The following is a 25,892-nucleotide window of genomic DNA, read 5'->3' as shown; positions in this document are numbered from 1 at the left end:
GTCACACCGCGTACTCGGAGACCTTCGCCGTCTTCGCGTCGCTGTTCTCGGCCGAGTCGTAGCCCACGAAGTAGGCCGGTCGGGCCTGCGCCGCCGAGTAGATCCGGCCGACGTACTCGCCGAGCAGGCCGATGCAGACCAGCTGGACGGCGCCGAGGAAGAGCATGCCGATGAACAGCGAGGACCACCCGGGCACGGTCTTGCCGAGCGCGAACTCGACCGTGGTGTAGATGCCCAGGCAGAAGCAGAGCACGAAGCTCAGCAGGCCGAGCCAGGTGGCGAGCCGCAGCGGGCTGGCGGAGAAGTTGGTGATGCTGTCGATGGCGAGGCGGACCATCTTGGACAGCGGGTAGTGCGTGCTGCCCGCGACCCGCTCCTCGCGGACGTAGACGACCTCGCCGCTGGGGAAGCCCAGCCACGGCACCAGCAGGCGGTAGACCGGCTGGTGCTCGGGCATCGCCTTGAGCGCGTCCACGGCGGCCCGGCTGAGCAGGCGGAAGTCGCCGGCCTGGTTCGGCATCTTCTTGCCGACGAGCTTGCGCATCAGCCAGTAGTAGGCGCCGGCGGTCCGCCGCTTGAAGAAGGTGTCGGTGCCGCGGTCGCCGCGCACGCCGTAGACGATGTCGAGGTTCTTCTCGCGGGCGAGCGCGAGCATCTCGGTGATCTTCTCCGGCGGGTCCTGCAGGTCGGCGTCGATCGAGACGACGTAGTCGCCGTAGGCGCGGTGGATACCGGCGGTCAGCGCCGCCTGGTGCCCGGAGTTGCGCGCGAAGCGGACGATCCGGAACTCCGGCCAGTCCTGGTGGATCTTCTGCATGATCGCCGGGGTGGCGTCGGTGCTGCCGTCGTCGATGCCGACGACCTCGTAGTCGACCCCCAGCTCATCCAGGATCGGACGCAGGCGCTGGACCGTCAGCGGCAGGGCCTCCTGCTCGTTGTAGATCGGCATCACGACCGACAACAGCGGCGCCGGCCGGACGGCCACCTGCTCTGCCGATACAGCTGCGTTGTACATCAGTTGTCGCCTGTCCCTATGTCTTTGAGAACGATCGATCGCTGCCGGAGAGCGGCCGGGTGGCCCGGACGACCGAGCTGGTGGATGCGAAGGAGAGGTGCGGGGCCGGAGCCGGCCCCGTGGTGGCGGCCAGGCTAGCAGCAGGATTTTGCGATTGCATGAATGGTTCTTGAGGCCTCGTATGCACGCGACCTTCGTGCACCGTCAGTGCTTCACCGGGGCGGGCTCGTCCGAGACCTTGCGCAGGGTCGCCATCGAACGGTCCAACGCGTTCTTCAGGATCTTCGACACCGGCCGCTCGACCAGGCGGTGGATCAGCCACGCGCCGACCATCACCGTCACCAGGGCCGTCCCGAGGGCCGCCCCGACGCCGAAGTGCTTGGTCAGCAGGAAGTGGATCAGCGTCCAGCCGATCTCCTGGTGGATCAGGTACAGCGGGTAGGTCAGCGCGCCCGCGACCGTCAGCCACTTCCACTGCACCCAGTCGAACAGACCCAGCGCGGCACCCAGCACCAGGGCGAAGGCCGCCGTCACCACGCCGGCCATCACATTCCACGAAAGGGGGTGGCCGAGCACGTTGACGTAGACCTCCTGGATGGATCCCAGGCGGGTCAGCGCGAGGATCCAGGAGAATCCGACGATTCCCCAGAGCAGCAGGTTCTGACCGAAGCGGTACATCAGGAACATGCCGACACCGGCGATGAAGAACGGCGACTCGTTCGGCATCGCGAGCGTGGTCAGCAGCGGAATCTGCGCCTGCGGGGCGAGCACCGCGAGAATCGTCCAGATCCCGCAGAAGGCCACCACCTTGCGGTAGGTGAGGCCGGTCGCCACGACGATGGCGAAGAGCAGGTAGAACCGCATCTCCACCCAGAGCGTCCAGTAGACGCCGTCGACGTGGCGCATCCCGAGCGGGGTCTGGAGCATGGTCAGGTTGCCGAGGATGGTGCTGGCGTTGAGCCCGTCACCGGCGCCCAGCCGGGCGAAGTTCTTGAAGTTCAGCACCACCAGGCTGGTGAGCGCTATGCCCGCCCAGTACCCGGGGTACAGCCGGACCACCCGGGAGACGAAGAACTCCCCCGGACGCTTCCCCCAGCAGCTCATGCAGATCACGAAGCCGCTGATGACGAAGAACAGCTCCACCCCCAGCCAGCCGTAGGCCGCCATCCGGTTGACCGTCGGCAGCACCTCCTTCGGCGTGACGCCCTGCCACACCCCGGAGATGCCCACGTAGGCCGTCCAGTGGAAGGAGAGCACGCTCAGGGCGGCGAAGAGGCGCATCCCGTCGAGCGCGTACAGCCGGGGGCGCTTGGCGCGTCCGTCGGGCGAGCGGTCCGCGCGGGTGGCCGAACGGCGCCGAAGGAGCGAGGGCTTCGTGAGAAGGGGGGCAGAGGTCATTCCGGAGCGCTTTCAGCGAGTGGGGCGGAGAACCTCGGTCAGCCTCGCCCTGGCGACGGCTGCGGGTGGCTCAGTCTATCCGCAGCCCGAATCCCCTCCACACATGACCCCGCGCCCTCCCCCCGACACGCCGACGGGCCCCGCACACCGAGGTGTGCGGGGCCCGTCGGACATCACCTGTGTAACACAGGCAGGTCAAGAGCCTCGATTACTTGAGGATCTTGGTGACCTGGCCGGCGCCGACGGTGCGGCCACCCTCACGGATGGCGAACTTCAGGCCCTCCTCCATGGCGATCGGCTGGATCAGCACGACCGTCATGGCGGTGTTGTCGCCCGGCATGACCATCTCGGTGCCCTCGGGGAGGGTCACGACGCCGGTCACGTCCGTGGTACGGAAGTAGAACTGCGGGCGGTAGTTGTTGAAGAACGGGGTGTGACGACCACCCTCGTCCTTCGACAGGATGTAGGACTGGGCCTCGAAGTCGGTGTGCGGGGTGACCGAGCCGGGCTTGATGATGACCTGGCCGCGCTCGACGTCCTCGCGCTTGATGCCACGGAGGAGCAGACCGACGTTCTCACCGGCCTGGCCCTCGTCGAGCAGCTTGCGGAACATCTCGATACCGGTGACCGTGGTGGTGGTCTTGGTCTCCTTGATGCCGATGATGTCGACAGTCTCGTTGACCTTGAGGATGCCACGCTCGATACGACCGGTGACGACGGTGCCACGACCGGTGATCGTGAAGACGTCCTCGATCGGCATCAGGAACGGCTGGTCCACGGCACGGGCCGGGGTCGGGATGGCCTCGTCGACCGCGGCCATCAGGCCGAGGAGCTTCTCGCCCCACTCCTTGTCGCCCTCCAGCGCCTTCAGCGCGGAGACGCGGACGACCGGCAGGTCGTCGCCCGGGAACTCGTACTCGGAGAGGAGCTCACGGACCTCGAGCTCGACGAGCTCCAGGATCTCCTCGTCGTCCACCATGTCGGCCTTGTTCAGGGCGACGACGATGTAGGGGACGCCGACCTGGCGGGCCAGGAGGACGTGCTCCTTGGTCTGCGGCATCGGGCCGTCGGTGGCGGCGACGACGAGGATCGCACCGTCCATCTGGGCCGCACCGGTGATCATGTTCTTGATGTAGTCCGCGTGACCCGGGCAGTCGACGTGGGCGTAGTGACGCGCCTCGGTCTGGTACTCGACGTGCGCGATCGAGATGGTGATACCGCGCTGCCGCTCCTCCGGCGCCTTGTCGATCTGGTCGAACGGCGTGAAGGGGTTGATGTCCGGGTGAGCGTCGTGCAGCACCTTGGTGATGGCCGCGGTAAGGGTCGTCTTACCGTGGTCGATGTGACCAATGGTGCCGATGTTGACGTGGGGCTTCGTCCGCTCGAACTTCGCCTTCGCCACTGCAGTCCTCCTGAGGACAGTTCTGTACGCCGTGCTGACGTCAGTTGGTCTTTGATCGGGTTGGGCACGGGGCGCCCTGGAGCGCTCCGCACCGTCCCGCGGGTGGGGGCGGAGGCCCCGGGAGAATCCGGCCGGATTCTCCCGGGTCGCCTCCTAATAGCCTAAGGGTTCGCAATCGTCCCGAATGTCGGGATGTCCTGCGGCCTCGGGTAGGGACTCGGCTCGCGCCGGTCCTTACTCGCCCTTGGCCTTGGCGATGATGTCGTCCGCCACGTTCCGCGGAACCTCGGCGTACGAGTCGAACTGCATCGAGTAGCTCGCGCGACCAGAGGTCTTGCTGCGCAGGTCACCGACGTAGCCGAACATCTCGGAGAGGGGCACCAGCGCCGAGACGACGCGGGCGCCGTAACGCTCGTCCATGGACCGGATCTGGCCACGGCGAGAGTTGATGTCGCCGATCACATCGCCCATGTAGTCCTCGGGCGTGGTGACCTCGACGGCCATCATCGGCTCCAGCAGAGCCGGGGACGCCTTGCGAGCGCCCTCCTTGAAGGCCATCGAACCGGCGATCTTGAACGCGAGCTCGGAGGAGTCGACGTCGTGCGAGGCACCGTCGAGCAGCGTCACGCGGACACCCTGCAGCGGGTAGCCGGCGAGCACGCCGAACTCCATGGCCTCCTGGCAACCGGCGTCGACCGAAGGGATGTACTCCTTCGGCACGCGGCCACCGGTGACCTTGTTGACGAACTCGTAGCCCTCGCCGGACTCGATCGGCTCGATCGCGATCTGGATCTTCGCGAACTGGCCGGAGCCACCGGTCTGCTTCTTGTGCGTGAAGTCGATGCGCTCGACGGCCTTGCGGATCGTCTCGCGGTACGCGACCTGCGGCTTGCCGACGTTGGCCTCGACCTTGAACTCACGCTTCATACGGTCGACCAGCACCTCGAGGTGCAGCTCGCCCATACCCGCGATGATGGTCTGGCCGGTCTCTTCGTCCGTGTTGACCTGGAAGGACGGGTCCTCCTCGGCCAGGCGCTGGATGGCGGTACCGAGCCGCTCCTGGTCGCCCTTGGACTTCGGCTCGATCGCGACGCGGATGACCGGGGCCGGGAAGTCCATGGACTCCAGGATGACCGGGTGCTTCTCGTCGCTCAGGGTCTCGCCGGTGGTGGTCTGCTTGAGACCCATGACGGCGACGATGTCGCCGGCGCCCACCGAGTCGATCTCCTCACGCTTGTTGGCGTGCATGCGGTAGATCTTGCCGATCCGCTCCTTGCGGCCCTTCACCGCGTTGAGGACGGCGGTGCCGGCCTCAAGGCGCCCGGAGTAGATCCGGACGAAGGTGAGCTTGCCCAGGTGCGGGTCGGACATGATCTTGAACGCGAGAGCCGCGAGCGGCTCCTCGTCCGACGCCTTGCGGGAGATCTTGACCGTGTCGTCGCCGGGCTTGGTGCCCTCGATGGACTCGATGTCCAGCGGCGACGGGAGGTAGTTCACGACCGCGTCGAGCAGGGGCTGAACGCCCTTGTTCTTGAAGGCGGTACCGCAGAAGATCGGCGTGAAGTCCGAGTTCAGCGTGCCCTTGCGGATCGCCGAGATCAGCAGCTCCTGGGGGACGTCCTCGCCCTCCATGGCGAGCTCCATCACCTCGTCGCTGACGTTCGAGACGGTGTCCAGCAGCTTCTCGCGGTACTCCGCGGCCTGGTCGGCCAGCTCGGCCGGGATGTCGACGATGTCGTACATCTCGCCCTTGGCGGCCTCGGCCGTCCAGACCAGCGCCTTCATGCGGACCAGGTCGACGACGCCCTGGAAGTCCGCCTCGGCACCGATCGGGAGCTGCATCACCAGCGGGGTCGCGCCGAGGCGCTCCACGATGGTGTCGACGCAGAAGAAGAAGTTCGCGCCCGTGCGGTCCAGCTTGTTGATGAAGCAGATGCGCGGGACGCCGTAGCGGTCAGCCTGCCGCCACACGGTCTCGGACTGGGGCTCGACACCGGCGACACCGTCGAACACCGTGACGGCACCGTCGAGGACGCGCAGCGAACGCTCCACCTCGACGGTGAAGTCGACGTGACCCGGGGTGTCGATGATGTTGATGGTGTTGTCAACGCCGTCGAGCGTCCAGTGACAGGTCGTCGCGGCCGACGTGATCGTGATGCCGCGCTCCTGCTCCTGCTCCATCCAGTCCATGGTGGCAGCGCCATCGTGGACCTCACCGATCTTGTACGAGACACCGGTGTAGAACAGGATCCGCTCGGTGGTGGTGGTCTTGCCCGCGTCGATGTGCGCCATGATCCCGATGTTGCGGACCCTGGCGAGGTCAAGGGAGGTTGCAGCCATGGTGGCTCGTTCTCTCTCTGTCTAGTGACGGGGTTGGGACTACCAGCGGTAGTGCGCGAAGGCCTTGTTGGACTCGGCCATCTTGTGGGTGTCCTCGCGACGCTTCACGGAAGCGCCCAGGCCGTTGCTGGCGTCGAGGATCTCGTTCATCAGGCGCTCGGTCATGGTCTTCTCGCGACGGGCGCGGGAGTAACCGACCATCCAGCGCAGCGCCAGGGTGCTGGCGCGGCCCGGACGGACCTCGACCGGAACCTGGTAGGTCGCGCCACCGACACGGCGGGACTTGACCTCGAGGGCCGGCTTGACGTTCTCCAGCGCGCGCTTCAGCGCCACGACGGGGTCGGCGCCGGTCTTCTCGCGAACGCCCTCGAGGGCGCCGTAGACGATCCGCTCGGCGGTGGAACGCTTGCCGTGCAGCAGGATCTTGTTGACCAGCTGGGTGACGACCGGGGAGCCGTAAACCGGGTCGATGATGACCGGGCGCTTCGGGGCGGGGCCCTTACGAGGCATTCTTACTTCTCCTTCTTGGCGCCGTAGCGGCTGCGAGCCTGCTTGCGGTTCTTGACACCCTGGGTGTCAAGCGAACCGCGGATGATCTTGTAGCGGACACCAGGAAGGTCCTTCACACGACCACCGCGCACCAGCACGATGGAGTGCTCCTGCAGGTTGTGGCCCTCGCCCGGAATGTAAGCGGTGACCTCGATCCCGCTGGTGAGGCGCACACGGGCGACCTTACGAAGCGCCGAGTTCGGCTTCTTCGGGGTGGTCGTGTACACACGCGTGCAGACGCCGCGACGCTGGGGCGAACCCTTCAGCGCGGGAGTCTTGTTCTTCTCGACCTTGTCCTGCCGGCCCTTTCGGACCAGCTGCTGGATCGTAGGCACCGTTTCTCCGTTTTCTGTGTGCCAAGGCTTGGTGAAACTAACCTGCGGTGTCTCCATGCACACACAACCCCGTGGTCGACCCACGCGGTCGGGTGTGTTGGGCTTGTTCCGACACGGAATCCCATGAGCTGATGTACAGCGACGGCGCTCAGCGCGCGGAGCGCTGAAAGGCGCTCCGGCTCGGCGCGGCGGCCGGTGTGCATGCACGCACAAGGACCCGGGGACACCCCAGGCACAAGGTCAGAGCGTACCTAGCGCATCGGGCTCGGTCAAAACAAATGCAACGCCGCAGGTCGCGGCGTCGGCCGGGTGTCGCCGGGGTGTCCCGCGCCCGGCCGCCCGGTGTCGAACCGCTCTCCTGCCGCTCTACCACACCCGGTGGTCCGTCGCCACTCGGACGGGCGGCGCGGGGCGGCGGCCCGGCTTCGGAGGCCGGACGCGGCGGCCGTCAGCCGGCGACCACCGCGAGCAGGAGGACCAGCGCCCAGAAGGCCACCGACAGCCAGCCGAAGACGAGGCCGGTGATGGCCATGCTGTCACCCTCCTCGTTCCGCTCGGCCACCTGCCGCCGGGCGACATGGCCGGTGATCACGGCCGGCAGCCCGGTCAGCCCGCCGGTCGGCAGGCTGAGCAGGCCCAGCACCAGCGAGGTGACCGCGACACCGTTGGTCCGGCGCGGCGGGGGCGGGGCCAGGAAGGTCTGCGGCACCGGCTGGCCGACCGCCGTCATCGGCGCCATCGGCGTCACCATCGGGCCGGAGGGGAGATCGGCCACCAGCCGGGCCAGCTCGCCGTAGGTCTGCGCGGCGCTCGCCGCGTCGAAGCGCTGACCGTACTCGTCGGCGGAGAGCCGGCCCTCGGCGTACGCGGCCTTCAGCACGTCGACGGTGCGGTCCCGGTCCGTGTGCGCCGCCCGCATCGCCGCCTGGGGCATCGGCCCGGGCTGGGGGTACGGCTGGGCGTAGGGCTGGGCGTACGGCTTGGCCGGTACCTGGGGCGGCCGTCCTCCGTACCCGGGGCCCTGCTCGCCCCACGGTTGAACGGCCATCCGCCACCTCCGACACCCCGGCGCGCCGTGCGCGCTCACTGGCCTTCATAGTGCAGGACGAACAGGGGCCCTGAGTAGTTGCCACTTTCCCGGACCCGCCCGCGACGGCGCCGCGCCCCCGCCCGCCCTCACCCGTTCGGCCCAGATCAATCGAAGATCATCCATGGGGACGACAGCCCGCCCCGGGCAGTGGCAGGCTGGCCTGGACATTCACCCGTCCCCCAGCAGAGAAGGCCGCCATGCAGGCGTCAGCGCCGCCGCCGTCCCCGGTCCCCGCGTCCCCCGTGCCCTCCGCCGTCAGCATCCAGGGGCTCTGGAAGCACTTCGGCAGCCAGGCGGCGGTCGCCGGGCTGAGCCTGGAGCTGCCGGCCGGCGCGTTCATCGGCCTGGTCGGTCCGAACGGCGCCGGCAAGACCACCACGCTGTCCATGGTCACCGGCCTGCTCCGGCCCGACCAGGGCACCGTCCTGGTGCACGGCGCCGACGTCTGGGCCGACCCGGTCACCGCCAAGGCCCGGATCGGCATCCTGCCCGAGGGCCTGCGGATGTTCGAGCGGCTCAGCGGCCGCGAACTGCTGCAGTACAACGGCCGGCTGCGCGGCCTGCCCGGCGCCGAGGTGGACCGCCGCGCCGAGGAGTTGCTGGCCGTCCTGGACCTCGCCGGCGACGCCGACAAGCTGGTCGCCGACTACTCCACCGGTATGCGCAAGAAGATCGGCCTGGCCGCCGCGCTGCTGCACAACCCCGACGTGCTCTTCCTGGACGAGCCCTTCGAGGGGGTCGACCCGGTCTCCGCCCAGACCATCCGCGGCGTCCTCAAGCGCTACGCCGCGGCCGGCTCCACCGTCATCTTCTCCAGCCACGTGATGGAGCTCGTCGAGCAGCTCTGCGACTGGGTCGCCGTGGTGAACGCCGGCCGGGTGATCGCCCAGGGCCCGCTGGACACCGTCCGCGGCGGACGCAGCCTGCACGAGGCCTTCCTGGAGCTGATCGGCGTCCGCGAGGACGACGGCCAGGCCCTCGGCTGGCTCGGGGGCGAGCGGTGAGCTCCGCCCCCGCCGACGCCGGGGTCCGCGCCGCCCGCACACCCGTGCCGGACGGACGGGTCGTCGTCCGCACCCTCGTGTCGCTCAAGCTCCGGCTGCTCCGCAACGGCCTGCGGCGCAGCCGCGGGCGGGCGGTGCTCTACGTCGTCGGCGCGGTGCTCGGCCTGCTGTTCGCCGCGCTGATCGCGCTCGCGCTGGCCCTGCTGAACGGGCACCCCGGCGCCGGTGACGCGGGTGTGATGCTGGTCGGGGCCCTCACCATCGGCTGGGCCGCGCTGCCGCTGTTCCTGTTCTCCAGCGACGAGAGCGCCGACCCGACCAGGCTCACCATGCTGCCGCTGCGCCCGGGCCCGCTGCTGCGCGGCTCGGTGCTGGCCGCGCTGCTCGGGCCCGGCCCGCTGGTCGCCCTGGTGCTGCTGACCGGTGCGGCGCTGTCGGGCGCCGACGGCGCCGCCTCGGCGGCGGCCGCGGTCATCGGCGTCCCGCTGGCGGTGCTCACCCTGGTGACGCTCTCCCGCGCGGTCGCGGCGGGCAACGCCCGGCTGCTCTCCAGCCGGCGCGGCAAGGACTTCGCGATCTTCGGCGGCCTGCTCTTCGCCCTGCTGATCCAGGTCGCCAACGTCGGCTCGCAGAGCGTCTTCGGCAAGCCCGGGAAGAACGGACTGGACCTCAGCCCGCTGGAGCCGATCGCCTCGGTGCTGCGCTGGGTTCCGCCGGTCGGCGCGGTGGACGCCGGCCGCACCGCAGGCGAGGGGCGGTACGCGCTGGCCCTGCTCCAGCTGGCCTCGACGGCCGCCCTGCTGGTGCTGCTGCTGCGCTGGTGGCACGCCAGCCTCCAGCAGCTGATGGTCACCGCGGACGCCTCCACCCTGGAGGTGGCGCGCGGTGTGCAGGCCTCGCGCGGCTGGGGCTTCCTGCCCGCGGGCCGGACCGGCGCGGTGATGCAGCGCCACCTGCGGTACGCCTGGCGGGAGCCGCGGGCCAAGGCCGCCGTGTTCACCAGCATCGGGATGACGCTGGTGATCTGTGTGCTCTCGGTGGTCCAGGGCTGGTCGAGCGTCTACCTGGTGGCCGCCACCGGGATGTTCCTCGGCCTGCAGATGCTCAACCTGTTCGGCATGGACGGCTCGGCGTTCTGGATGGTCGCCGCCACCCTGCTCACCCCCGCCGACGCCCGGGAGGAACTGCGCGGCCGGGCGTACGCGGTGCTCTCCTACGCGATTCCGGTCACCCTGGTGCTGGCACTGTTCCTGGCCGCGGTCACCGGCGACTGGGCCGGTCTGGCGCCGGCGCTCGGCCTGGCGCTCGGCCTGCTCGGCTGCGGCATCGCGATCGGCGCGGTGCTCAGCGTGCTGGCGCCGTACACCATGCCGGCCGACAACAGCCCGATGCGCAACGCCGCCCCCGGCCAGGGCGGGCTGGTGGTGCTCAACAGCTTCGGCTCGATGTTCGGCGCCGCGCTGCTCAGCCTGCCGGTCACCGGCTACCTGGGCTGGGCGCTGCTCGCCGACGGTCCGGCCTGGCCGGTACTGCCGCTCGGCCCGCTGTACGGCGCGCTGATCGCCTTCCTCGGCATCCGGCTGGCCGCCGGCCGGCTGCTGGAGCGCGCCCCGGAGATCCTGGCCAAGGCCGTCGAACGCTGACCGCCACCCCGTCGAGCAGCCCTGCGAGCGCCCGGTCCCCGTCCTCGGGGCCGGGCGCTCCGGCATCATGGGCGGAGGCCGCCCCGACCGCGGGACGGCCACGACGAGAGCAGGCGACACCGTGGGCAAGCGCAGGCAACAGGGCGGGGACGGGGCGGACGGGAGCGCCGGACCGCTGCTGGAGCAGGCGGTGCGGGCGGTGCTGACGGCACCGGACGACGGCCTGGACCTCGCGCTGGACACCGGGGCCTCGCTGCTGGCCGCCTCCCCGGGCCAGTGGCCGGCGGTGAGCCGGGCGCTGCTCGGGTACGCGGACACGGCGGTCGGGCGGTGCTGGTCGGCGGGCTGGCGGCCGGCGGATCTGGCCCGGGTGGTGCGGCGGGAGCTGAAGCCGGTGCACCAGGCGCTCGCGGTGGACCTGATCGCCGCCGAGAACCGGCGCCACCCGGCGGCCGCGACGGACCGACGCTGGCAGGAGCAGCTGCGCGAGCTGGAGACCGAGGTGTGGTGGGAGGGCGACGAGGCGTACCTGGGGGCGTTCGCCCACCGGCACCGGCTGGACCGGTTCGCGCTGGCCACGAACGTCCTGGAGCTGCTGCGCAGCTGGGGCCGGCTGCCCCCGATCGCCCCGGTGGGCCCGGCTCCCGGTCAGGCCGGGAAGGCACCCGGTGCGGAGCGCCGGGCGCGGGGCCCGGTGCCGGGCGAGCCGCGGATGCTGTCCCGGATCCGGGCGCTGCTGGCGAAGGCCGAGTCCACCGAGTTCCCGGAGGAGGCCGAGGCGCTGACCGCCAAGGCCCAGCAGCTGATGGCCCAGCACAGCATCGACGAGGCGCTGCTGGCGGTCGGCGGCGAGGACCGTGACGGCCCGGCGGCGCTGCGGATCGGCGTCGACAATCCCTACGAGGTCCCGAAGACGATGCTGCTGGACGCGGTGGCGGCGGCGAACCGGTGCCGCGTGGTCTGGGCCAAGGAGTTCGGCTTCTGCACCATCATCGGCTTCGACGGCGATCTGGACGGCGTCGAGCTGCTGTACACCTCGCTGCTGGTGCAGGCGACGCACGCGATGAACAAGGCCGGTTCGCGCCAGCACCTGGACGGCGCCTCACGCACCAAGGCGTTCCGGCACTCCTTCCTGGTCGCGTACGCGGCGCGGATCCGTGAGCGGCTGACCGCCGCGACCGAGCGGGCCACCAGCGACGCGGCGGCCGGCCGGCACCTGCGCGAGGACGGCACCGAGGAGCAGCTGGTGCCGGACGACCGGCTGCTGCCGGCGCTGGCGGCCCGGACCGAGGCGGTCGACGAGCAGGTCGGGCGGATGTTCCCGAAGCTGGTCTCGCAGCGGGTCCGGGTGAGCGACGGCGAGGGCTGGGTGGCGGGCCGGGCGGCCGCCGACCGGGCCGCGCTGCACGGCCGGGCCGGGGAGATCAGGCGCTAGGGCCTGATAGAACGGACATCGTCAGGGCCGGTCCGGCCGGTCCGGCCGCTCCCGGCCCGACCGGCCGGACGGGCCCCAGGAGCGAGGGGGAGCGACGGTGACGGAGTCGGGGTACGCGGACCGGGTGCGCGGGGCACTGCTCGGCGGGGGCATCGGGGATGCCCTGGGCTGGCCGGTGGAGTTCCAGCAGCTGCAGCAGATCCGGGAGCGGTACGGCCCGGCCGGAGTGACCGGGCTGCCGGGCGGCGGCCGGATCGCCGAGGTGACCGACGACACCCAGATGACGCTGTTCACCGCCGAGGGGCTGATCCGCGGCTTCGTCCGGGGCTGGTCGGGCGGTGGCGGCTCGGTGCCGGAGGCCGTCCACGGCGCCTACCGGCGCTGGCTGCTGACGCAGCAGCAGGGCGCGCCGGACCAGGGGCCGCTCCCCCGCCCGTACGACGGCTGGCTGCTGCGGCAGCCGTTCCTGTACGCGCGGCGGGCGCCGGGCAACGCCTGTCTGAGCGGGGTGTCGTACCACCCGGAGTTCCAGGCGCCGGCACCGTTCGGGCAGCCGGGGCCGATCAACGCGCACTCCAAGGGGTGCGGCACGGTGATGCGCTCGGCACCGTTCGGACTGGCCCGGCTGGGCGCCGAACAGTCCTTCGGGCTGGCCGCGCAGTGCGCGCAGCTCACCCACGGGCACCCGACCGGCTATCTGGCGGCGGGCGCGTTCGCGTCGCTGGTCGAGCGGCTGGTGGACGGCGTCGAGCCGTGGACGGCGGTGGGGCAGGTCGTCGAGCAGACCCGGGACCTGCCGGCCTCCAAGGAGACCGTCCTGGCGCTGCACCGGGCGGTGCGGGTGGCCGAGGAGGCCGAGCCCTCGGCGGAGGCGGTGGAGCGGGTCGGGCTGGGCTGGATCGCCGAGGAGTGCCTGGCGATCGCGGTGTACTGCCTGCTGGCCGCCGCGTCCGGGCCGGACCCGGCCCGCACGGCGCTGCTGCTGTCGGTGAACCACTCCGGGGACAGCGACTCCACCGGCGCGGTCTGCGGCAACCTGGTCGGCGCGGCGTACGGCGCGGCGGCGCTGCCGGCGGCCTGGGCCGAGGCCGTCGAGGGCGGGGAGACGCTGCTCCGGGTGGCGGACGACCTGCTGGTGCTGTTCGGCAGCCGCGAGCCGACCCACCCCGCCCTCGGCGGGCGCTACCCGGCCTGGTGACCGGCCGCCGCGGGTCGGCCGCCGCGGGTCGGCCGCCGCGGGTCGGTCAGCCCGCCCGCGGGTCGGTGACCTGGCCGAGGAAGAGCGGCCGACCGGTCGTGGTGTCCCTGATCAGGAACAGGAACGGCCGGTCGATGTGCAGCTCGACGGCCCGCTTCGGGGCCGCCGCGGCGGCCGCCTCCAGGGCGACACCGCTGCCGGCGGCGGCCACCGTGCCCTCCTCGTCCACCTGGACGGTGGCCTTCTGCACCACCGTGCTGATCCTCAGCCGCTCGGCCGCCCCCGGTCCGGGGATGCCACCGAGGTCGGCGGCGTCGAAGGCGGCGTTGACGCCGAGCGCGCGCAGGGCCGGCGTCAGCTCGTTGGCCGTGTCGAAGTGGAACCGCGGCAGGGTGAGGTCGACCGACCGCTCGGCGAGCGAGTCCAGGATCATCGTGAGCCGGGCCTGGTCCAGGTCCTTGGCGAAGGCTTCGAACCCGCCCTGCGCGGGCACCAGCAGGTCCATCGCCACAGCGCCGTCCGCGTAGGGCAGTTCGACCGCCTGCCAGGGCTGGCCGAGGATGCCGCCGGAGCCGTCGGCGTAGCGCAGGGTGCCGCTGCCGGCCATGGTGGGGACGGCGGGGGTCGAGCCGTCCAGGAGGTGGAACGGCCGGTCGGAGGTCTGCGAGGGCTTGAACGGGGTGGCCCACCTCGCCTTCAGGTAGAGCGCGTCGGTGAGCACCAGCCGGGTGTCCCGGTTGACCGCCTTCTCCCCGAAGAGGTCCTTGATCCGGCCCTCGGTCGCCTTCTCCACCGACGCGTTGACGCTCCGGCGGGCGCCCGCCGGGTCCGCGCGGAAGTCGGCGGTGTGCACGCCGGTGCCGAAGGCGGCGGCGAGGGTGCCCAGGTAGTCCTGGTCGAGCGGGAAGCCCTGCTGGACCCAGAGGTCGTCCGCCTGGCGCAGGGTCAGACCGTCGGTGGGCGCGGCGGTGCGGTTGAGCGCGCCGGTGGCGAGGGCGTACTGCCGCGGGGTGAGCCCGGTGCGCAGCGCCTTGGCGAGTTCGTCGGCGGTGGTGCCGCGGGCACCGGGCAGCACCATGGCGAGCACGGTGGCCAGGCCGGACGGGGAGAGCACGAGGTTGCGGCCGGTCCCTTCGGGCGCGGCGGTGAGGGTGTGCAGCAGGTCCAGGCCGAAGGCGCTGGTCGCGGCGGCGGTCGCCGACACCTGGGCCGGGTCGGCGGGCAGGGCGGAGGTGGGCGCGGAGGCCCGGACGACGACCGGGTCGGCGGCGCCGGTGCTGCCGCAGCCGGTGAGCAGCGGGGCGGCGAGCGCGGCGGCGAGGAGCGGGGCGAGGAGCGGGGCCGCCGGACGGCGGCGGGTGCGACTGCGGGTGCGGCTCGTCATGGCGGTTCGACGCGGCACCCTCCCGACCGGTTCCCCGCCCCGACCGGTTCCCCGCCCGGCCGGACGCCCGCCGTGCCGCGGCGCCGTCAGTCCCAGAGCGCGCCGAACGCGAGCAGCTCGTCCCGGTGCTCGATCCGCTCGACCCAGTCCGCCGGCCAGGCCGTGGCCCCCAGGTGCGCGCCGGCGAAGGCACCGGTCAGGCAGGCGATGGAGTCGGAGTCCCCGGAGGAGTAGGCGGCCCGGCGCACGGCGGCGACCGGGTCGTCCGGCAGCAGCAGGAAGCAGAGCAGGCCGGTGGCGAGCGCCTCCTCGGCGATCCAGCCCTCGCCGGTGGCCAGGCACGGGTCCGCCTCGACGTCGGGCTCGGCGAGCGCCGCGTCCAGCCGGTCGAGCACACCGAGGCAGTCGTCCCAGCCGCGGGCGGTGAAGTGCTCGGGCGAAGGGTCCTGGGCGCGCTTCGCGAGGTCACCGAGCCAGAAGTCGTCGTACCGGGTGCGGTGGGCCAGCGCGTACGCCCGCAACTCGGCGGTCAGCGCGGACGGCGCCAGGCCCTCGGTGAGCCGGCGGACGGCGTACGCGGTGAGGTCACTGGCCGCGAGCGCGGTCGGGTGGCCGTGGGTGAGGGCGGACTGCAGCTGGGCGGCGCCGGCGAGCTGGCGCGGGGTCAGCTCCTTGACCAGGCCGATCGGGGCGACCCGCATGTTGGCGCCGCAGCCCTTGGAGCCGACGTCGCTCGCCGCCTGCCAGCGGCGGCCGTCGCTGAGCCGCCGGCAGGAGCGCAGGCAGGTCATCCCGGGCGCCCGGTTGTTCTCCGGCGAGCGCCACCAGTCGACGAACTCCTCCCGCACCGGCCGCTCCAGGCGCAGCGGGCCGAGCGGGCCGCGCTCCAGGGCGGTGCGCAGGCCGCGCGCGAGGGCGAGCGTCATCTGGGTGTCGTCGGTGACCAGCGCCTTCTCCGGCAGCGGGAGCCGGCGCCAGTCCTCGCAGTACTGGGCGATGTGCTCGATCTCGTCGAACTCGGTGCGGTGGCCCAGCGCGTCCCCGATCGCCAGGCCCAGCAGTGCCCCCGTCGCCTTGCCCACGACTCCCCCTAGATCTCGACCAGCAGTTCCTCCAGCCCCCGGATCACGTACCCCGGACGCCACGCGGGCTCGCGGACCAGCCGCAGGCCGGGCGCCCGGCGCAGCAGCGCGCCGTAGGACTCGGTGAGTTCCAGTCTGGCGAGCGGGGCGCCGAGACAGAAGTGGATTCCGGCACCGAAGGTGACGTGCGGGTTGTCGGTGCGGCCGAGGTCGAGCCGGTCGGGGTCGGCGAAGCGGGCCGGGTCCCGGTTGGCGGAGCCGAAGAGCAGCGCGATCTCGGAGCCGCGCGGGACGGTGACGCCGCGGACCTCGATGTCCTCCAGCACCCAGCGTTCGAACATCTGCAGCGGGGTGTCCCAGCGCATCAGCTCCTCGACGGCGGTGGGCAGCAGTTCGTCCACCGAGCCGCGCAGCCGGGCGAGTTCGCCGGGGTCGCGGAACAGCGCCCACCAGCCGTTCCCGGTGGTGTTGACAGTCGCCTCGTGGCCGGCGTTGAGCAGCAGCACGCAGGTGGAGATCATCTCCTGCTCGCTGAGCGCGTCGGCGCCCTCCTGGGCCTGGATCAGCGCGCTGATCAGGTCGCCGCCGGGCTGCGCCCGACGCGCGCGGATCAGGGCGCGCAGGTAGTCCGAGAACTCGGTGCTCGCGGTGACCGCCCGGCGGGCGGCCTCCTCGGTCGGGTTGAGCTCGAACATGCCGGTGATGTCGGCGGACCACGGCCGCAGGAGGTGCCGGTCGCTCTCGGGCACGCCCAGCATCTCGGCGATCACCGCGACCGGCAGCGGCTCGGCGACGGCGGCGATCAGGTCGCCGCCGCCGGCCGCGAGCAGCCCGTCCACCAGGTCCGCGGCGAGCCGCCGGACGGTCGGGCGCAGCCCCTCGACCATGCGCGGGGTGAAGGCCTTGGAGACCAGCCGCCGGATCCGGGTGTGGTCCGGCGCCTCCAGGTCGAGCAGCCCGTGGTCGTTGAGCGTGTGGAACGGCTCGTGCGCCGGATCGGGCGCGGGCCGGCCGAACTCCTCGTGGGTGAAGCGGTGGGTGTACGTCCGCCCCAGCCGCCGGTCCCGCAGCAGCGCGCTGACGTCCTCGTGGCGCGAGACCAGCCACTGGCCGGTCGGCTCGTAGTACGTCACCGGGGCGTGCTCGCGCAGCTCGGTGTACGCGTCGTAGGGGTGGGCCACGAACGCCGCCGACCAGGGGTCGAACTTCGCCGTCGTCGTCATCGATCGATCACTCCTGGCCATGCGAGGGGGAGCCGGGGTGATCATCGTACGCACGCGGTCGGTCCGGTCGGCGGGCGCTCGGGCCCGGGACGGCTAGGAGTGCTCGGCCACCAGCCGGCGGACCAGGGCCGGGAGCGCGGTGGAGATCGGCTCGCGGACCACCTCGTCCGCCGCCTCGTCGAACGGCGTGGGCTCGCCGTTGACGACGATGAGCCGGGCACCGGACTCCAGCGCGATCTGCGGGAGGGCGGCCACCGGGTACACCTGGAGGCTGGTGCCGACGGCGATGAACAGGTCGCAGGCCCTGGCCACGGCGTCGGCCCGCTGGAGCACCACCGGGTCCAGCGCCTGGCCGAACATCACCGTGCGGGGCTTGAGCACCCCGTCGCACTCCCGGCAGGCCGGGTCCGGATCGCCGGCGGCGACGCGCTCCAGTGCCTCGGCCATCGGGCCGACGACATGACAGCGCACACACTCCACCTCCCGCGCGGTGCCGTGCAGTTCGAACACCTTGCGGGCGGACGTCCCGGCCCGCTGGTGCAGGCCGTCGACGTTCTGGGTGAGCACCCGCACCGGCAGGCCGCTGCGCTCCAGCTCGACCAGCGCGAGGTGTCCGGCGTTCGGCTCGGCGGCCAGGGCGCCCGCGTCCCGGCGCATCAGCCAGGCCTGCCGGCGGACCTCGGGATCGGCCAGGTACGGGCCGATCGTGACGAGTTGTTGGGCCCGCGGGTCGCGCTGCCAGAGGCCGTTCGGCCCCCGGTAGTCGGGGATGCCGGAGTCGGTGGAGATACCGGCACCGGTGAGAACGGCGATCAGCGGACGCTTGGCGGTCATGCCCCGGACGCTACGGGCCCGGGACGGTGCGCCACCACCGAATATCCCGCGCCGGGCCCTCCGGCGAGCGGGCCGCCCGCCCCACCCCCGTGGGAGCGGCCGGCCCGGCCCGTTCAGACCGCGACCGCGCGCCGCGCCCCGCCGAACCCGGCCAACGGTGCCAGCGCCACCAGGTAGAGCACGGCGGCCGGCGGGATCAGGGCCAGGTCGACGGCCGTCATGGCCGTCCCCACCAGCATCAGCACCGGGCTCCACCAGCGCAGCGCCCGCGTCGCACCTGCCGAGGCGGCGACCAGCAGCGCCAGCAGGCCGACGTAGAACAGCATCGGCCCCACCGAGTAGAAGGCCGGCAGCACCCCCGGCCGGCTCTGGACACTCTCGAACATCCGGTGCTGGTCGGCCTTGTCCGCGGCGACCGCCCCCACGTACAGGTCGATCGAGATCTGGACCACCGAGGCCGCCAGGCCCGTGAAGGCCACCCCGGTCGTCACGTCGGCGGCGATCCGGCCGGCCGTACGCCGTGGCGCGAGCAGCCCGCGCAGGGCGGCGAGCACCGGACCGAACAGCAGCAGCCCGGCCAGCATCAGGGTGTGGCCGACCAGCCAGCCCGGGCCGGGCTCCCGGGAGCCGTCCAGCAGCCTGATGCCGCCGTACAGCGCCATCAGGGCGGGGCCGCCGACGGCGGCGAACGGGGTGAGGCGGTCGAGCTTGCCGGCGTTCATGGGTGTGCTCCGGTCTGCGAGTGCGGTTCCGACACCCCAGATGCTGTCGACCGGAGCCCTCGTCGCGGATCGCCCGCACCGGCGAACCCGGCGCCTCCCCCGCGCGGGGGAGGCCCCCGGAAGGCCCCCGCCGCGCTCCCCGGGCGGCCGGGTGTCAGCCCTCGCCCGCGACGACCGCCCCCGCCTCGTACGCGAACACCACCGCGTGCACCCGGTCGCGCAGCCCGAGCTTGCCCAGCACATTGCTGACGTGGGTCTTCACGGTGTGCTCGCTCACCACCAGCTCGGCGGCGATCTCCGCGTTGGAGAGCCCGCGGGCCAGCAGCCGCAGCGTCTCCCGCTCCCGGGCGGTCAGCTGCTCCAGCAGCCGGGACGGCGCCCGGACGCCCTGCGCGGGCGGCCTGGCCCCGCCCGGCCGGCGGGCGGCGAACTCGCCGATCAGCCGGCGGGTCACCGAGGGCGCCAGCAGCGCCTCGCCCGAGGCGACCATCCGCACGCCGTGCGCCAGGTCGTCGCGGCGGACGTCCTTGAGCAGGAACCCGCTCGCGCCCGCGTAGAGCGCGTCGAACACGTAGTCGTCGATGTCGAAGGTGGTCAGCATGATCACCTTGGTGTCCGGGTACTCCGCGCAGACCCGGCGGGCCGCCTCCAGACCGTCCATCACCGGCATCCGGACGTCCAGCAGCAGCACGTCCGGACCGTGCTCACGCACCGCCTCGACCGCCTCGGCGCCGTCGCGGGCCTCCGCGACCACCTCGATGTCCGGCTGCGCGTCCAGGATCATCCCGAACCCGGCCCGCACCAGCTCCTGGTCGTCCGCGACGACCACCCGGATCGGTTTCACCGGCCCACCCCCTCCCTCATCACCGACTCGCCCAGCGGCAGCCGGGCGCTCACCAGGAAACCCTTCCCCTCCGGCCCGGGCCCGGCCTCGGCCCGCCCGCCGCAGGCCGCGGCCCGCTCCCGGATCCCGACCAGCCCGCGCCCGCCGGACCACTCGCTCACCGTCCGGTCCGCCCGCCGGCGCACCCCGCGCCCGTTGTCGGACACCACGACCTCCAGCGCCTCGCCCGAGCGGACCACCCGCACCGCCACCCGGTCCGCACCGGAGTGCTTCACGGTGTTGGTCAGCGCCTCCTGCACGATCCGGTACGCGGCCGCCTGCACGTCCGCGGGCACCGGACCGGGTGAGTCGTCCAGCTCCAGCTCCACCCGCGGCCCCGCCCCGCGCACCCGCTCGGCCAGGGCCGCGAGCTCGGCCAGCCGCGGCTGCGGTGCCAGCTCCGGCGCAGCGCCGTCCTCCTTCAGCACCCCGAGCACCCGCCGCAGCTGCACCATGGCGTCACGGCCGGAGTCGGCGATGGTGTCGAAGGTCCTGATCGCCAGCTCCGGGTCCTTGCGCACCACCAGCGGGCCGGCCTCCGCCTGGATCACCATCAGCGACACCGCGTGCGCCAGGATGTCGTGCATCTCCCGGGCGATCCGGCCCCGCTCCTGCGCCACCGCGCGCGCCGCGTCGCTGGCCGCCCGCCGGCCGGCCTCCTCGGCCCGCTCCGCCTCCGCCCGCGCCAGCCGGCGCAGCTCGCGCACCAGCGAGCCGAAGACGAACGCGCCGACCGAGGTCAGCAGGGAGAACAGCATGCCGTCGGGCGAGTGGGTCCCCACCACGTTGGCGGCCACCACCACGGCCAGCACCGCCCAGCGCTGCCGGTCCCGCGCGCGGTCGGCCACCGTGTAGACGGTGATCACCGCGTACAGCGGCAGTTGCGGCATCACCGGGTGCGCCACCACCGAGACCACCGCCGACACCGCGCCGCTGACGGCCATCACGACGAGCGGGGCCCGGCGCCGCCAGGGCAGCGGCAGCGCGGTGCCCAGCGCCAGCAGCGGGACCCACCAGGGCCAGGCACGGTCGTCGTGGTACACCGCCCAGAGCGAGATCCCGGCCGAACCGGCCGCCAGCAGGCTGTCCAGCACATAGGGGCTCACCCCGGCGAACCGCGCCCGCCAGGCCCGCCCCGGTGCGAACCGGTCCCCGTCCACGTACCCCCCGTACCCGGGGAAGCCTCCCCCGCGGAGAAGATCATGCCCTACCGGCAGCACCGTGGGGAGCGGTGCGTCAGGCACCGCTGACCGTCACGCCGCCGGCCTCCGTCCGCGCCGAGATGGTGCGCGCCGCGCCCGGCCAGCGGGGCACCTCCACCGAGACGCCGCCCGCCCCGGCGCTCGCGTCCACCGCGTACGCCTCCCCCGCCGGCACCCGGACCCGGACCCCGCCGGTCTCCGCCCGGACCTCCACCGTGTCCGGGCTCCCCGCGAACGAGACGTCGATGCCACCCGTGCCGGTGCGCAGCCGCACTACCGGCGAGGTCAGCCCGCTCGCCTCCACCCCGCCGGTGCCCGCCCGCACGTCCACCTCGGCCGCCAGCCCGGTCAGCCGCACGCCACCGGTCTCCGTGCCGACCCGCACCACCGTCCCGGCGGGCACGTCCACCTCGTAGCCGACCCCGCAGTCCTCGCAGTCGTAGCGCAGCGTCAGAGTGCCGTCCTTGACCTCGTGGCTGCTCCTCGGTGCCGCGCCCCGGTAGCTCTGGTGCTCGGTGACCTTCACCGCCTCCCCGCCCCCTCGGACGGTGACCCCACCGGTCCGCGCCTCGACCACCAGCACCCGCACCGGCTCGTCGACGGCGTAGCCGACGTCCCGCCGCTCGTCGTCCCCGCCCGGCAGACAGCCGGCCGTCCCGAGCAGCACCGCTCCGGTGACCGCCATCGCACCCAGTACCCGCTTCACAGCCGGCTCCCCTCCACGTCCGTTCCTCCGACGCCGAGAAGCCTTCCCCGTCACCCCGGGCGGCGCCTCGCCCGCGCGGGCGGTCCGGCCCACTCCCCCGTACGGGGGAGCCCGAGGATCCGGGAAAGCCGAAGGGCCCGGAGGCTGAATGCCTCCGGGCCCTTCGATTTGTAGCGGGGACAGGATTTGAACCTGCGACCTCTGGGTTATGAGCCCAGCGAGCTACCGAGCTGCTCCACCCCGCGTCGGTAAACACGACTCTACGCGACTTCTGCCGGGGAACCTAATCCGGTGACCTTCCGCCCCTCGAAACCCCCGCGGAGCCGCCCGGCGGGGGTCACGGACGAAGCGCGGCCGAGGTCAGCGAGGCACCCCGGAAGGCCCCTGCGGGGCCCAGGAGCCCCCGGGAACGCCGCCGGGCGGCCACCCCCGTGAGGGGTGACCGCCCGGCGGTTCGTGACCGTGGACTCAGCCGGTGTACGGGCCGTAGTCGTAGTCGTCCAGCGGGACCGCCTGGCCGGAGCCGGCGCCGAAGGGCGACAGGTCGTAGTCGTCGTAGCCGACGGCCGAGTACATCGCGGCCTTGGCCTCCTCGGTCGGCTCGACCCGGATGTTGCGGTAACGGGGCAGACCCGTACCGGCCGGGATGAGCTTACCGAGGATGACGTTCTCCTTGAGGCCCAGCAGCGGGTCCGACTTGGCGTGGATCGCCGCGTCGGTGAGGACCCGGGTCGTCTCCTGGAAGGAGGCGGCCGACAGCCAGGACTCGGTGGCCAGCGAGGCCTTGGTGATACCCATCAGCTGCGGACGGCCGGAGGCGGGGTGACCGCCCTCGGAGACCACACGACGGTTCTCGGTCTCGAAGCGGCCGCGCTCGACGAGCTCGCCCGGGAGCAGCTCGGCGTCGCCCGACTCGATGATCGTCACGCGGCGGAGCATCTGCCGGATGATGATCTCGATGTGCTTGTCGTGGATCGACACACCCTGCGAGTTGTAGACCTTCTGGACCTCGGCGACCAGGTGGATCTGGACGGCACGCTGGCCCATGATCCGCAGCACGTCGTGCGGGTTGGTGGCACCCATGGTCAGCTTCTGGCCGACCGCGACCGCCTCGCCCTCGCTGACGAGCAGCTTCACACGCTTCGAGACCGGGTAGGCGATCTCGTCGGTGCCGTCGTCCGGCGTGACGACCAGCTTGCGGGTCTTCTCGGTGTCCTCGATGCGGACCCGGCCCTGCGCCTCCGAGATCGGGGCCACACCCTTGGGGGTACGGGCCTCGAAGAGCTCGACGACACGCGGCAGACCCTGCGTGATGTCGTCACCGGCCACACCACCGGTGTGGAAGGTACGCATGGTCAGCTGGGTACCGGGCTCACCGATGGACTGGGCGGCGATGATGCCGACCGCCTCACCGATGTCGACCAGCTTGCCGGTGGCCAGCGAACGGCCGTAGCAGAAGGCACAGGTGCCGACGGCCGACTCACAGGTCAGGATCGAGCGGGTCTTGACCTCGCTGATGCCGTGGCGGATCAGCTCGTCGATCAGCACGTCACCGAGGTCGGTGTTCGCGGTGGCGAGGAGCTTGCCGTCCACCGTGATGTCCTCGGCGAGCATGCGGGCGTAGACGCTGGTCTCGACGTCGTCCGTCTTGCGCAGGACGCCGTCGGCACCGACGGTGCCGATCGCCAGCTTCAGGCCGCGCTCGGTGCCGCAGTCCTCCTCGCGAATGATGACGTCCTGGGAGACGTCGACCAGACGACGGGTGAGGTAGCCGGAGTCGGCGGTACGAAGAGCGGTGTCGGCCAGACCCTTACGGGCACCGTGGGTCGAGATGAAGTACTCGAGAACGGTGAGGCCCTCACGGAACGACGCCTTGATGGGACGGGCGATCGTCTCGTTCTTCGCGTTCGACACCAGACCACGCATACCGGCGATCTGGCGCATCTGCATCATGTTTCCTCGAGCGCCCGAGTCCACCATCATGAAGATGGGGTTGGTCTTCTCGAAGTTGGCGTTCATCGCCTCGGCGACCTCGTTGGTCGCCCGGGTCCAGATGCCGATGAGCTCCTGCTTGCGCTCGTCGTTGGTGATCAGACCGCGCTCGTACTGCTTCTGGATCTTCTCGGCCTGCGCTTCGTAGCCCTCGAGGATCTGGGCCTTCTGCGGCGGGACGACGACGTCCGAGATCGAGACGGTGACACCCGAGCGGGTGGCCCAGTGGAAGCCGGACGCCTTCAGGTTGTCCAGGGTCGCCGCGACGACGACCTTGGGGTAGCGCTCCGCCAGGTCGTTGACGATCGCGGAGAGCTGCTTCTTGCCCACCTCGTAGTCGACGAACGGGTAGTCCTCGGGCAGCAGCTCGTTGAAGAGCGCGCGGCCCAGGGTGGTGCGCAGGCGGAAGGACTCGCCCTCGAACCAGGCCGGCTGACCGTCCTCGTCGACCGGCGGGGTCCAGCCGCGGGGCGGGACGGTGCCGATCGGCAGGCGGACGTCGATGACGGCCTGGACGTCCAGCTCCTTGGCGTCGAACGCCATGACCGCCTCGGCGGTCGAGGAGAAGGAGCGACCGTCACCCTTGACCTTCGGCCGGTCCGAGGTGAGGAAGAACAGACCGAGCACCATGTCCTGGGTCGGCATGGTGACGGGGCGACCGTCGGCCGGCTTCAGGATGTTGTTCGAGGACAGCATCAGGATGCGGGCCTCGGCCTGCGCCTCCGCGGAGAGCGGCAGGTGGACGGCCATCTGGTCACCGTCGAAGTCCGCGTTGAACGCGGTGCAGACGAGCGGGTGGATCTGGATGGCCTTGCCCTCGACCAGCTGCGGCTCGAAGGCCTGGATGCCGAGGCGGTGCAGGGTGGGCGCACGGTTCAGCAGCACCGGGTGCTCGGCGATGACCTCTTCGAGCACGTCCCACACGACCGGGCGGGCACGCTCGACCATGCGCTTGGCCGACTTGATGTTCTGCGCGTGGTTCAGGTCCACCAGGCGCTTCATCACGAACGGCTTGAAGAGCTCCAGCGCCATGGCCTTCGGCAGACCGCACTGGTGCAGCTTGAGCTGCGGGCCGACGACGATGACCGAACGGGCCGAGTAGTCGACTCGCTTGCCGAGCAGGTTCTGACGGAAACGACCCTGCTTGCCCTTCAGCATGTCGCTGAGCGACTTCAGCGGGCGGTTGCCGGGGCCCGTGACCGGGCGACCACGACGGCCGTTGTCGAACAGCGCGTCGACGGCCTCCTGGAGCATGCGCTTCTCGTTGTTCACGATGATCTCGGGGGCACCGAGGTCGAGAAGGCGCTTCAGGCGGTTGTTGCGGTTGATCACGCGGCGGTACAGGTCGTTCAGGTCGGAGGTCGCGAAGCGGCCACCGTCCAGCTGCACCATCGGACGCAGGTCCGGCGGGATGACCGGGACGCAGTCCAGCACCATGCCGTTGGGCTTGTTGGTGGTCTGCAGGAACGCGGAGACGACCTTGAGGCGCTTCAGCGCACGGGTCTTCTTCTGGCCCTTGCCGGTGCGGATGATCTCGCGCAGGCGCTCGGACTCCTCCGCCAGGTCGAAGGTCTCGAGGCGGTCCTTGAGGGCCGCCGCGCCCATCGAGCCGGAGAAGTAGGTGCCGAAGCGGTCGCGCAGCTCGCGGTAGAGCAGCTCGTCGCCCTCGAGGTCCTGGACCTTGAGGTTCTTGAAGCGGGCCCACACCTCGTCGAGGCGGTCGAGCTCGCGCTGCGCACGGTCCCGCAGCTGCTTCATCTCGCGCTCGGCACCCTCGCGCACCTTGCGGCGCACGTCGGCCTTGGCGCCCTCGGCCTCCAGCTCGGCCAGGTCGGTCTCGGCCTTCTTGGCACGGGCCTCGAGGTCGGAGTCGCGGCGGTTCTCGATCTGCTGACGCTCGACCGAGACGTGCGCCTCCAGGGACGGGAGGTCGCGCTGGCGACGCTCGTCGTCCACCCAGGTGATCATGTAGGCGGCGAAGTAGATGACCTTCTCGAGGTCCTTCGGCGCCAGGTCGAGCAGGTAGCCCAGGCGGGACGGGACACCCTTGAAGTACCAGATGTGGGTGACCGGGGCGGCCAGCTCGATGTGGCCCATCCGCTCACGGCGCACCTTGGCGCGGGTCACCTCGACGCCGCAGCGCTCACAGATGATGCCCTTGAAGCGGACGCGCTTGTACTTGCCGCAGTAGCACTCCCAGTCCCGGGTGGGGCCGAAGATCTTCTCGCAGAAGAGCCCGTCCTTTTCCGGCTTCAGGGTGCGGTAGTTGATGGTCTCCGGCTTCTTGACCTCGCCGTGCGACCACTGGCGGATGTCGTCGGCGGTGGCCAGGCCGATGCGGAGCTCGTCGAAGAAGTTGACGTCAAGCACTGGTCGTCAAGCCCTCTTTCGTAAGTCGAGAGTCGTTCGTGTGGTCTGAGGGGGGCCTGGGGGCGGGCCGGCTCTTCGTGGTCAA

Annotated in this window: 20 protein-coding genes and 1 tRNA gene; 4 read left to right on the top strand and 17 right to left on the bottom strand. The window is 71.7% G+C overall.

Going from position 1 to position 25,892, the window contains the following annotated elements:
• Position 1: 1 nt before the first annotated feature.
• The 7 genes from ACIQTO_RS03885 to ACIQTO_RS03855 form a co-directional block, all read right to left on the bottom strand.
• Positions 2 to 1,015: a glycosyltransferase gene (locus ACIQTO_RS03885; RefSeq protein WP_402382403.1), complete on the bottom strand. Its 1,014-nt coding sequence runs from the start codon at positions 1,013 to 1,015 to the stop codon at positions 2 to 4.
• Between the two features lie 204 nt (positions 1,016 to 1,219).
• Positions 1,220 to 2,413, bottom strand: a complete 1,194-nt coding sequence (locus ACIQTO_RS03880) for an acyltransferase family protein (protein ID WP_402382400.1) — start codon at positions 2,411 to 2,413, stop codon at positions 1,220 to 1,222.
• A 208-nt stretch (positions 2,414 to 2,621) separates the two neighbouring features.
• Positions 2,622 to 3,815: an elongation factor Tu gene (tuf, locus tag ACIQTO_RS03875; protein WP_329885400.1), complete on the bottom strand. Its 1,194-nt coding sequence runs from the start codon at positions 3,813 to 3,815 to the stop codon at positions 2,622 to 2,624.
• 234 nt (positions 3,816 to 4,049) lie between these two features.
• Positions 4,050 to 6,155, bottom strand: a complete 2,106-nt coding sequence (fusA, locus tag ACIQTO_RS03870) for an elongation factor G (protein ID WP_402382397.1) — start codon at positions 6,153 to 6,155, stop codon at positions 4,050 to 4,052.
• 39 nt (positions 6,156 to 6,194) lie between these two features.
• On the bottom strand, positions 6,195 to 6,665 hold the full coding sequence (gene rpsG / locus ACIQTO_RS03865) for a 30S ribosomal protein S7 (protein WP_188306747.1): 471 nt from the start codon (positions 6,663 to 6,665) through the stop codon (positions 6,195 to 6,197).
• 2 nt (positions 6,666 to 6,667) lie between these two features.
• Positions 6,668 to 7,039, bottom strand: a complete 372-nt coding sequence (rpsL, locus tag ACIQTO_RS03860) for a 30S ribosomal protein S12 (RefSeq protein WP_014144289.1) — start codon at positions 7,037 to 7,039, stop codon at positions 6,668 to 6,670.
• Positions 7,040 to 7,487: 448 nt separating this feature from the next.
• Entirely contained in the window at positions 7,488 to 8,087 is a 600-nt protein-coding gene (locus ACIQTO_RS03855) for a DUF1707 and DUF4190 domain-containing protein (RefSeq protein ID WP_402382393.1), read from the bottom strand.
• Positions 8,088 to 8,326: 239 nt separating this feature from the next.
• On the opposite strand from ACIQTO_RS03855, the gene ACIQTO_RS03850 reads away from it, so the two are divergent.
• From ACIQTO_RS03850 to ACIQTO_RS03835, 4 genes are all read left to right on the top strand, one after another.
• Positions 8,327 to 9,133 (top strand): ABC transporter ATP-binding protein, encoded by an 807-nt coding sequence (locus ACIQTO_RS03850; protein WP_380577802.1) that lies wholly within the window; start codon positions 8,327 to 8,329, stop codon positions 9,131 to 9,133.
• Positions 9,130 to 10,776 carry a transporter gene (locus tag ACIQTO_RS03845; RefSeq protein WP_402382389.1) on the top strand — a complete coding sequence of 549 codons (1,647 nt, stop codon included), beginning with the start codon at positions 9,130 to 9,132 and terminating at the stop codon, positions 10,774 to 10,776. Before ACIQTO_RS03850 ends, ACIQTO_RS03845 begins: the two co-directional genes overlap by 4 nt.
• A gap of 121 nt (positions 10,777 to 10,897) precedes the next feature.
• Entirely contained in the window at positions 10,898 to 12,211 is a 1,314-nt protein-coding gene (locus tag ACIQTO_RS03840; RefSeq protein ID WP_402382386.1) for a DUF2786 domain-containing protein, read from the top strand.
• Between the two features lie 97 nt (positions 12,212 to 12,308).
• On the top strand, positions 12,309 to 13,409 hold the full coding sequence (locus ACIQTO_RS03835) for an ADP-ribosylglycohydrolase family protein (protein WP_402382383.1): 1,101 nt from the start codon (positions 12,309 to 12,311) through the stop codon (positions 13,407 to 13,409).
• 46 nt (positions 13,410 to 13,455) lie between these two features.
• On the opposite strand, the gene ACIQTO_RS03830 is transcribed toward ACIQTO_RS03835, so the two are convergent.
• From ACIQTO_RS03830 to ACIQTO_RS03785, 10 genes are all read right to left on the bottom strand, one after another.
• Positions 13,456 to 14,793, bottom strand: coding sequence for a serpin family protein (locus ACIQTO_RS03830; RefSeq protein ID WP_402382380.1), 1,338 nt, complete (start codon positions 14,791 to 14,793; stop codon positions 13,456 to 13,458).
• A gap of 86 nt (positions 14,794 to 14,879) precedes the next feature.
• Entirely contained in the window at positions 14,880 to 15,875 is a 996-nt protein-coding gene (locus ACIQTO_RS03825) for an ADP-ribosylglycohydrolase family protein (protein WP_402382378.1), read from the bottom strand.
• An 8-nt stretch (positions 15,876 to 15,883) separates the two neighbouring features.
• Positions 15,884 to 17,098: a cytochrome P450 gene (locus tag ACIQTO_RS03820; protein WP_402382376.1), complete on the bottom strand. Its 1,215-nt coding sequence runs from the start codon at positions 17,096 to 17,098 to the stop codon at positions 15,884 to 15,886.
• Positions 17,099 to 17,191: 93 nt separating this feature from the next.
• Positions 17,192 to 17,932, bottom strand: a complete 741-nt coding sequence (locus ACIQTO_RS03815; RefSeq protein ID WP_402382373.1) for an SIR2 family NAD-dependent protein deacylase — start codon at positions 17,930 to 17,932, stop codon at positions 17,192 to 17,194.
• Positions 17,933 to 18,045: 113 nt separating this feature from the next.
• On the bottom strand, positions 18,046 to 18,654 hold the full coding sequence (locus ACIQTO_RS03810; protein ID WP_402382370.1) for a hypothetical protein: 609 nt from the start codon (positions 18,652 to 18,654) through the stop codon (positions 18,046 to 18,048).
• 154 nt (positions 18,655 to 18,808) lie between these two features.
• Positions 18,809 to 19,498 (bottom strand): response regulator, encoded by a 690-nt coding sequence (locus ACIQTO_RS03805; RefSeq protein ID WP_402382368.1) that lies wholly within the window; start codon positions 19,496 to 19,498, stop codon positions 18,809 to 18,811.
• Positions 19,495 to 20,697 (bottom strand): sensor histidine kinase, encoded by a 1,203-nt coding sequence (locus tag ACIQTO_RS03800; protein WP_402382366.1) that lies wholly within the window; start codon positions 20,695 to 20,697, stop codon positions 19,495 to 19,497. Before ACIQTO_RS03800 ends, ACIQTO_RS03805 begins: the two co-directional genes overlap by 4 nt.
• A 76-nt stretch (positions 20,698 to 20,773) precedes the next feature.
• Entirely contained in the window at positions 20,774 to 21,445 is a 672-nt protein-coding gene (locus tag ACIQTO_RS03795; RefSeq protein WP_402382365.1) for a DUF4097 family beta strand repeat-containing protein, read from the bottom strand.
• Positions 21,446 to 21,616: 171 nt separating this feature from the next.
• Positions 21,617 to 21,690, bottom strand: a tRNA-Met gene (locus tag ACIQTO_RS03790).
• Between the two features lie 223 nt (positions 21,691 to 21,913).
• Positions 21,914 to 25,807: a DNA-directed RNA polymerase subunit beta' gene (locus ACIQTO_RS03785; RefSeq protein WP_402382362.1), complete on the bottom strand. Its 3,894-nt coding sequence runs from the start codon at positions 25,805 to 25,807 to the stop codon at positions 21,914 to 21,916.
• Positions 25,808 to 25,892: the final 85 nt, after the last annotated feature.

Origin of the sequence: Kitasatospora sp. NPDC091207 (assembly GCF_044768625.1) — a bacterium.
Taxonomy (GTDB): Bacteria; Actinomycetota; Actinomycetes; order Streptomycetales; family Streptomycetaceae; genus Kitasatospora.
The sequence above is the reverse complement of the archived record's forward strand: the minus strand, read 5'-3'. Positions and strand labels throughout refer to the sequence as shown.

Coding starts and splice junctions, on each gene's coding strand:
- rpsG (WP_188306747.1), bottom strand. CDS start 6,665: ATGCCTCGTAAGGGCCCCGCCCCGAAGCGCCCGGTCATCATCGACCCG.
- ACIQTO_RS03810 (WP_402382370.1), bottom strand. CDS start 18,654: ATGAACGCCGGCAAGCTCGACCGCCTCACCCCGTTCGCCGCCGTCGGC.
- ACIQTO_RS03880 (WP_402382400.1), bottom strand. CDS start 2,413: ATGACCTCTGCCCCCCTTCTCACGAAGCCCTCGCTCCTTCGGCGCCGT.
- ACIQTO_RS03850 (WP_380577802.1), top strand. CDS start 8,327: ATGCAGGCGTCAGCGCCGCCGCCGTCCCCGGTCCCCGCGTCCCCCGTG.
- ACIQTO_RS03885 (WP_402382403.1), bottom strand. CDS start 1,015: ATGTACAACGCAGCTGTATCGGCAGAGCAGGTGGCCGTCCGGCCGGCG.
- ACIQTO_RS03815 (WP_402382373.1), bottom strand. CDS start 17,932: ATGACCGCCAAGCGTCCGCTGATCGCCGTTCTCACCGGTGCCGGTATC.
- ACIQTO_RS03820 (WP_402382376.1), bottom strand. CDS start 17,098: ATGACGACGACGGCGAAGTTCGACCCCTGGTCGGCGGCGTTCGTGGCC.
- fusA (WP_402382397.1), bottom strand. CDS start 6,155: ATGGCTGCAACCTCCCTTGACCTCGCCAGGGTCCGCAACATCGGGATC.
- ACIQTO_RS03855 (WP_402382393.1), bottom strand. CDS start 8,087: ATGGCCGTTCAACCGTGGGGCGAGCAGGGCCCCGGGTACGGAGGACGG.
- ACIQTO_RS03830 (WP_402382380.1), bottom strand. CDS start 14,793: ATGACGAGCCGCACCCGCAGTCGCACCCGCCGCCGTCCGGCGGCCCCG.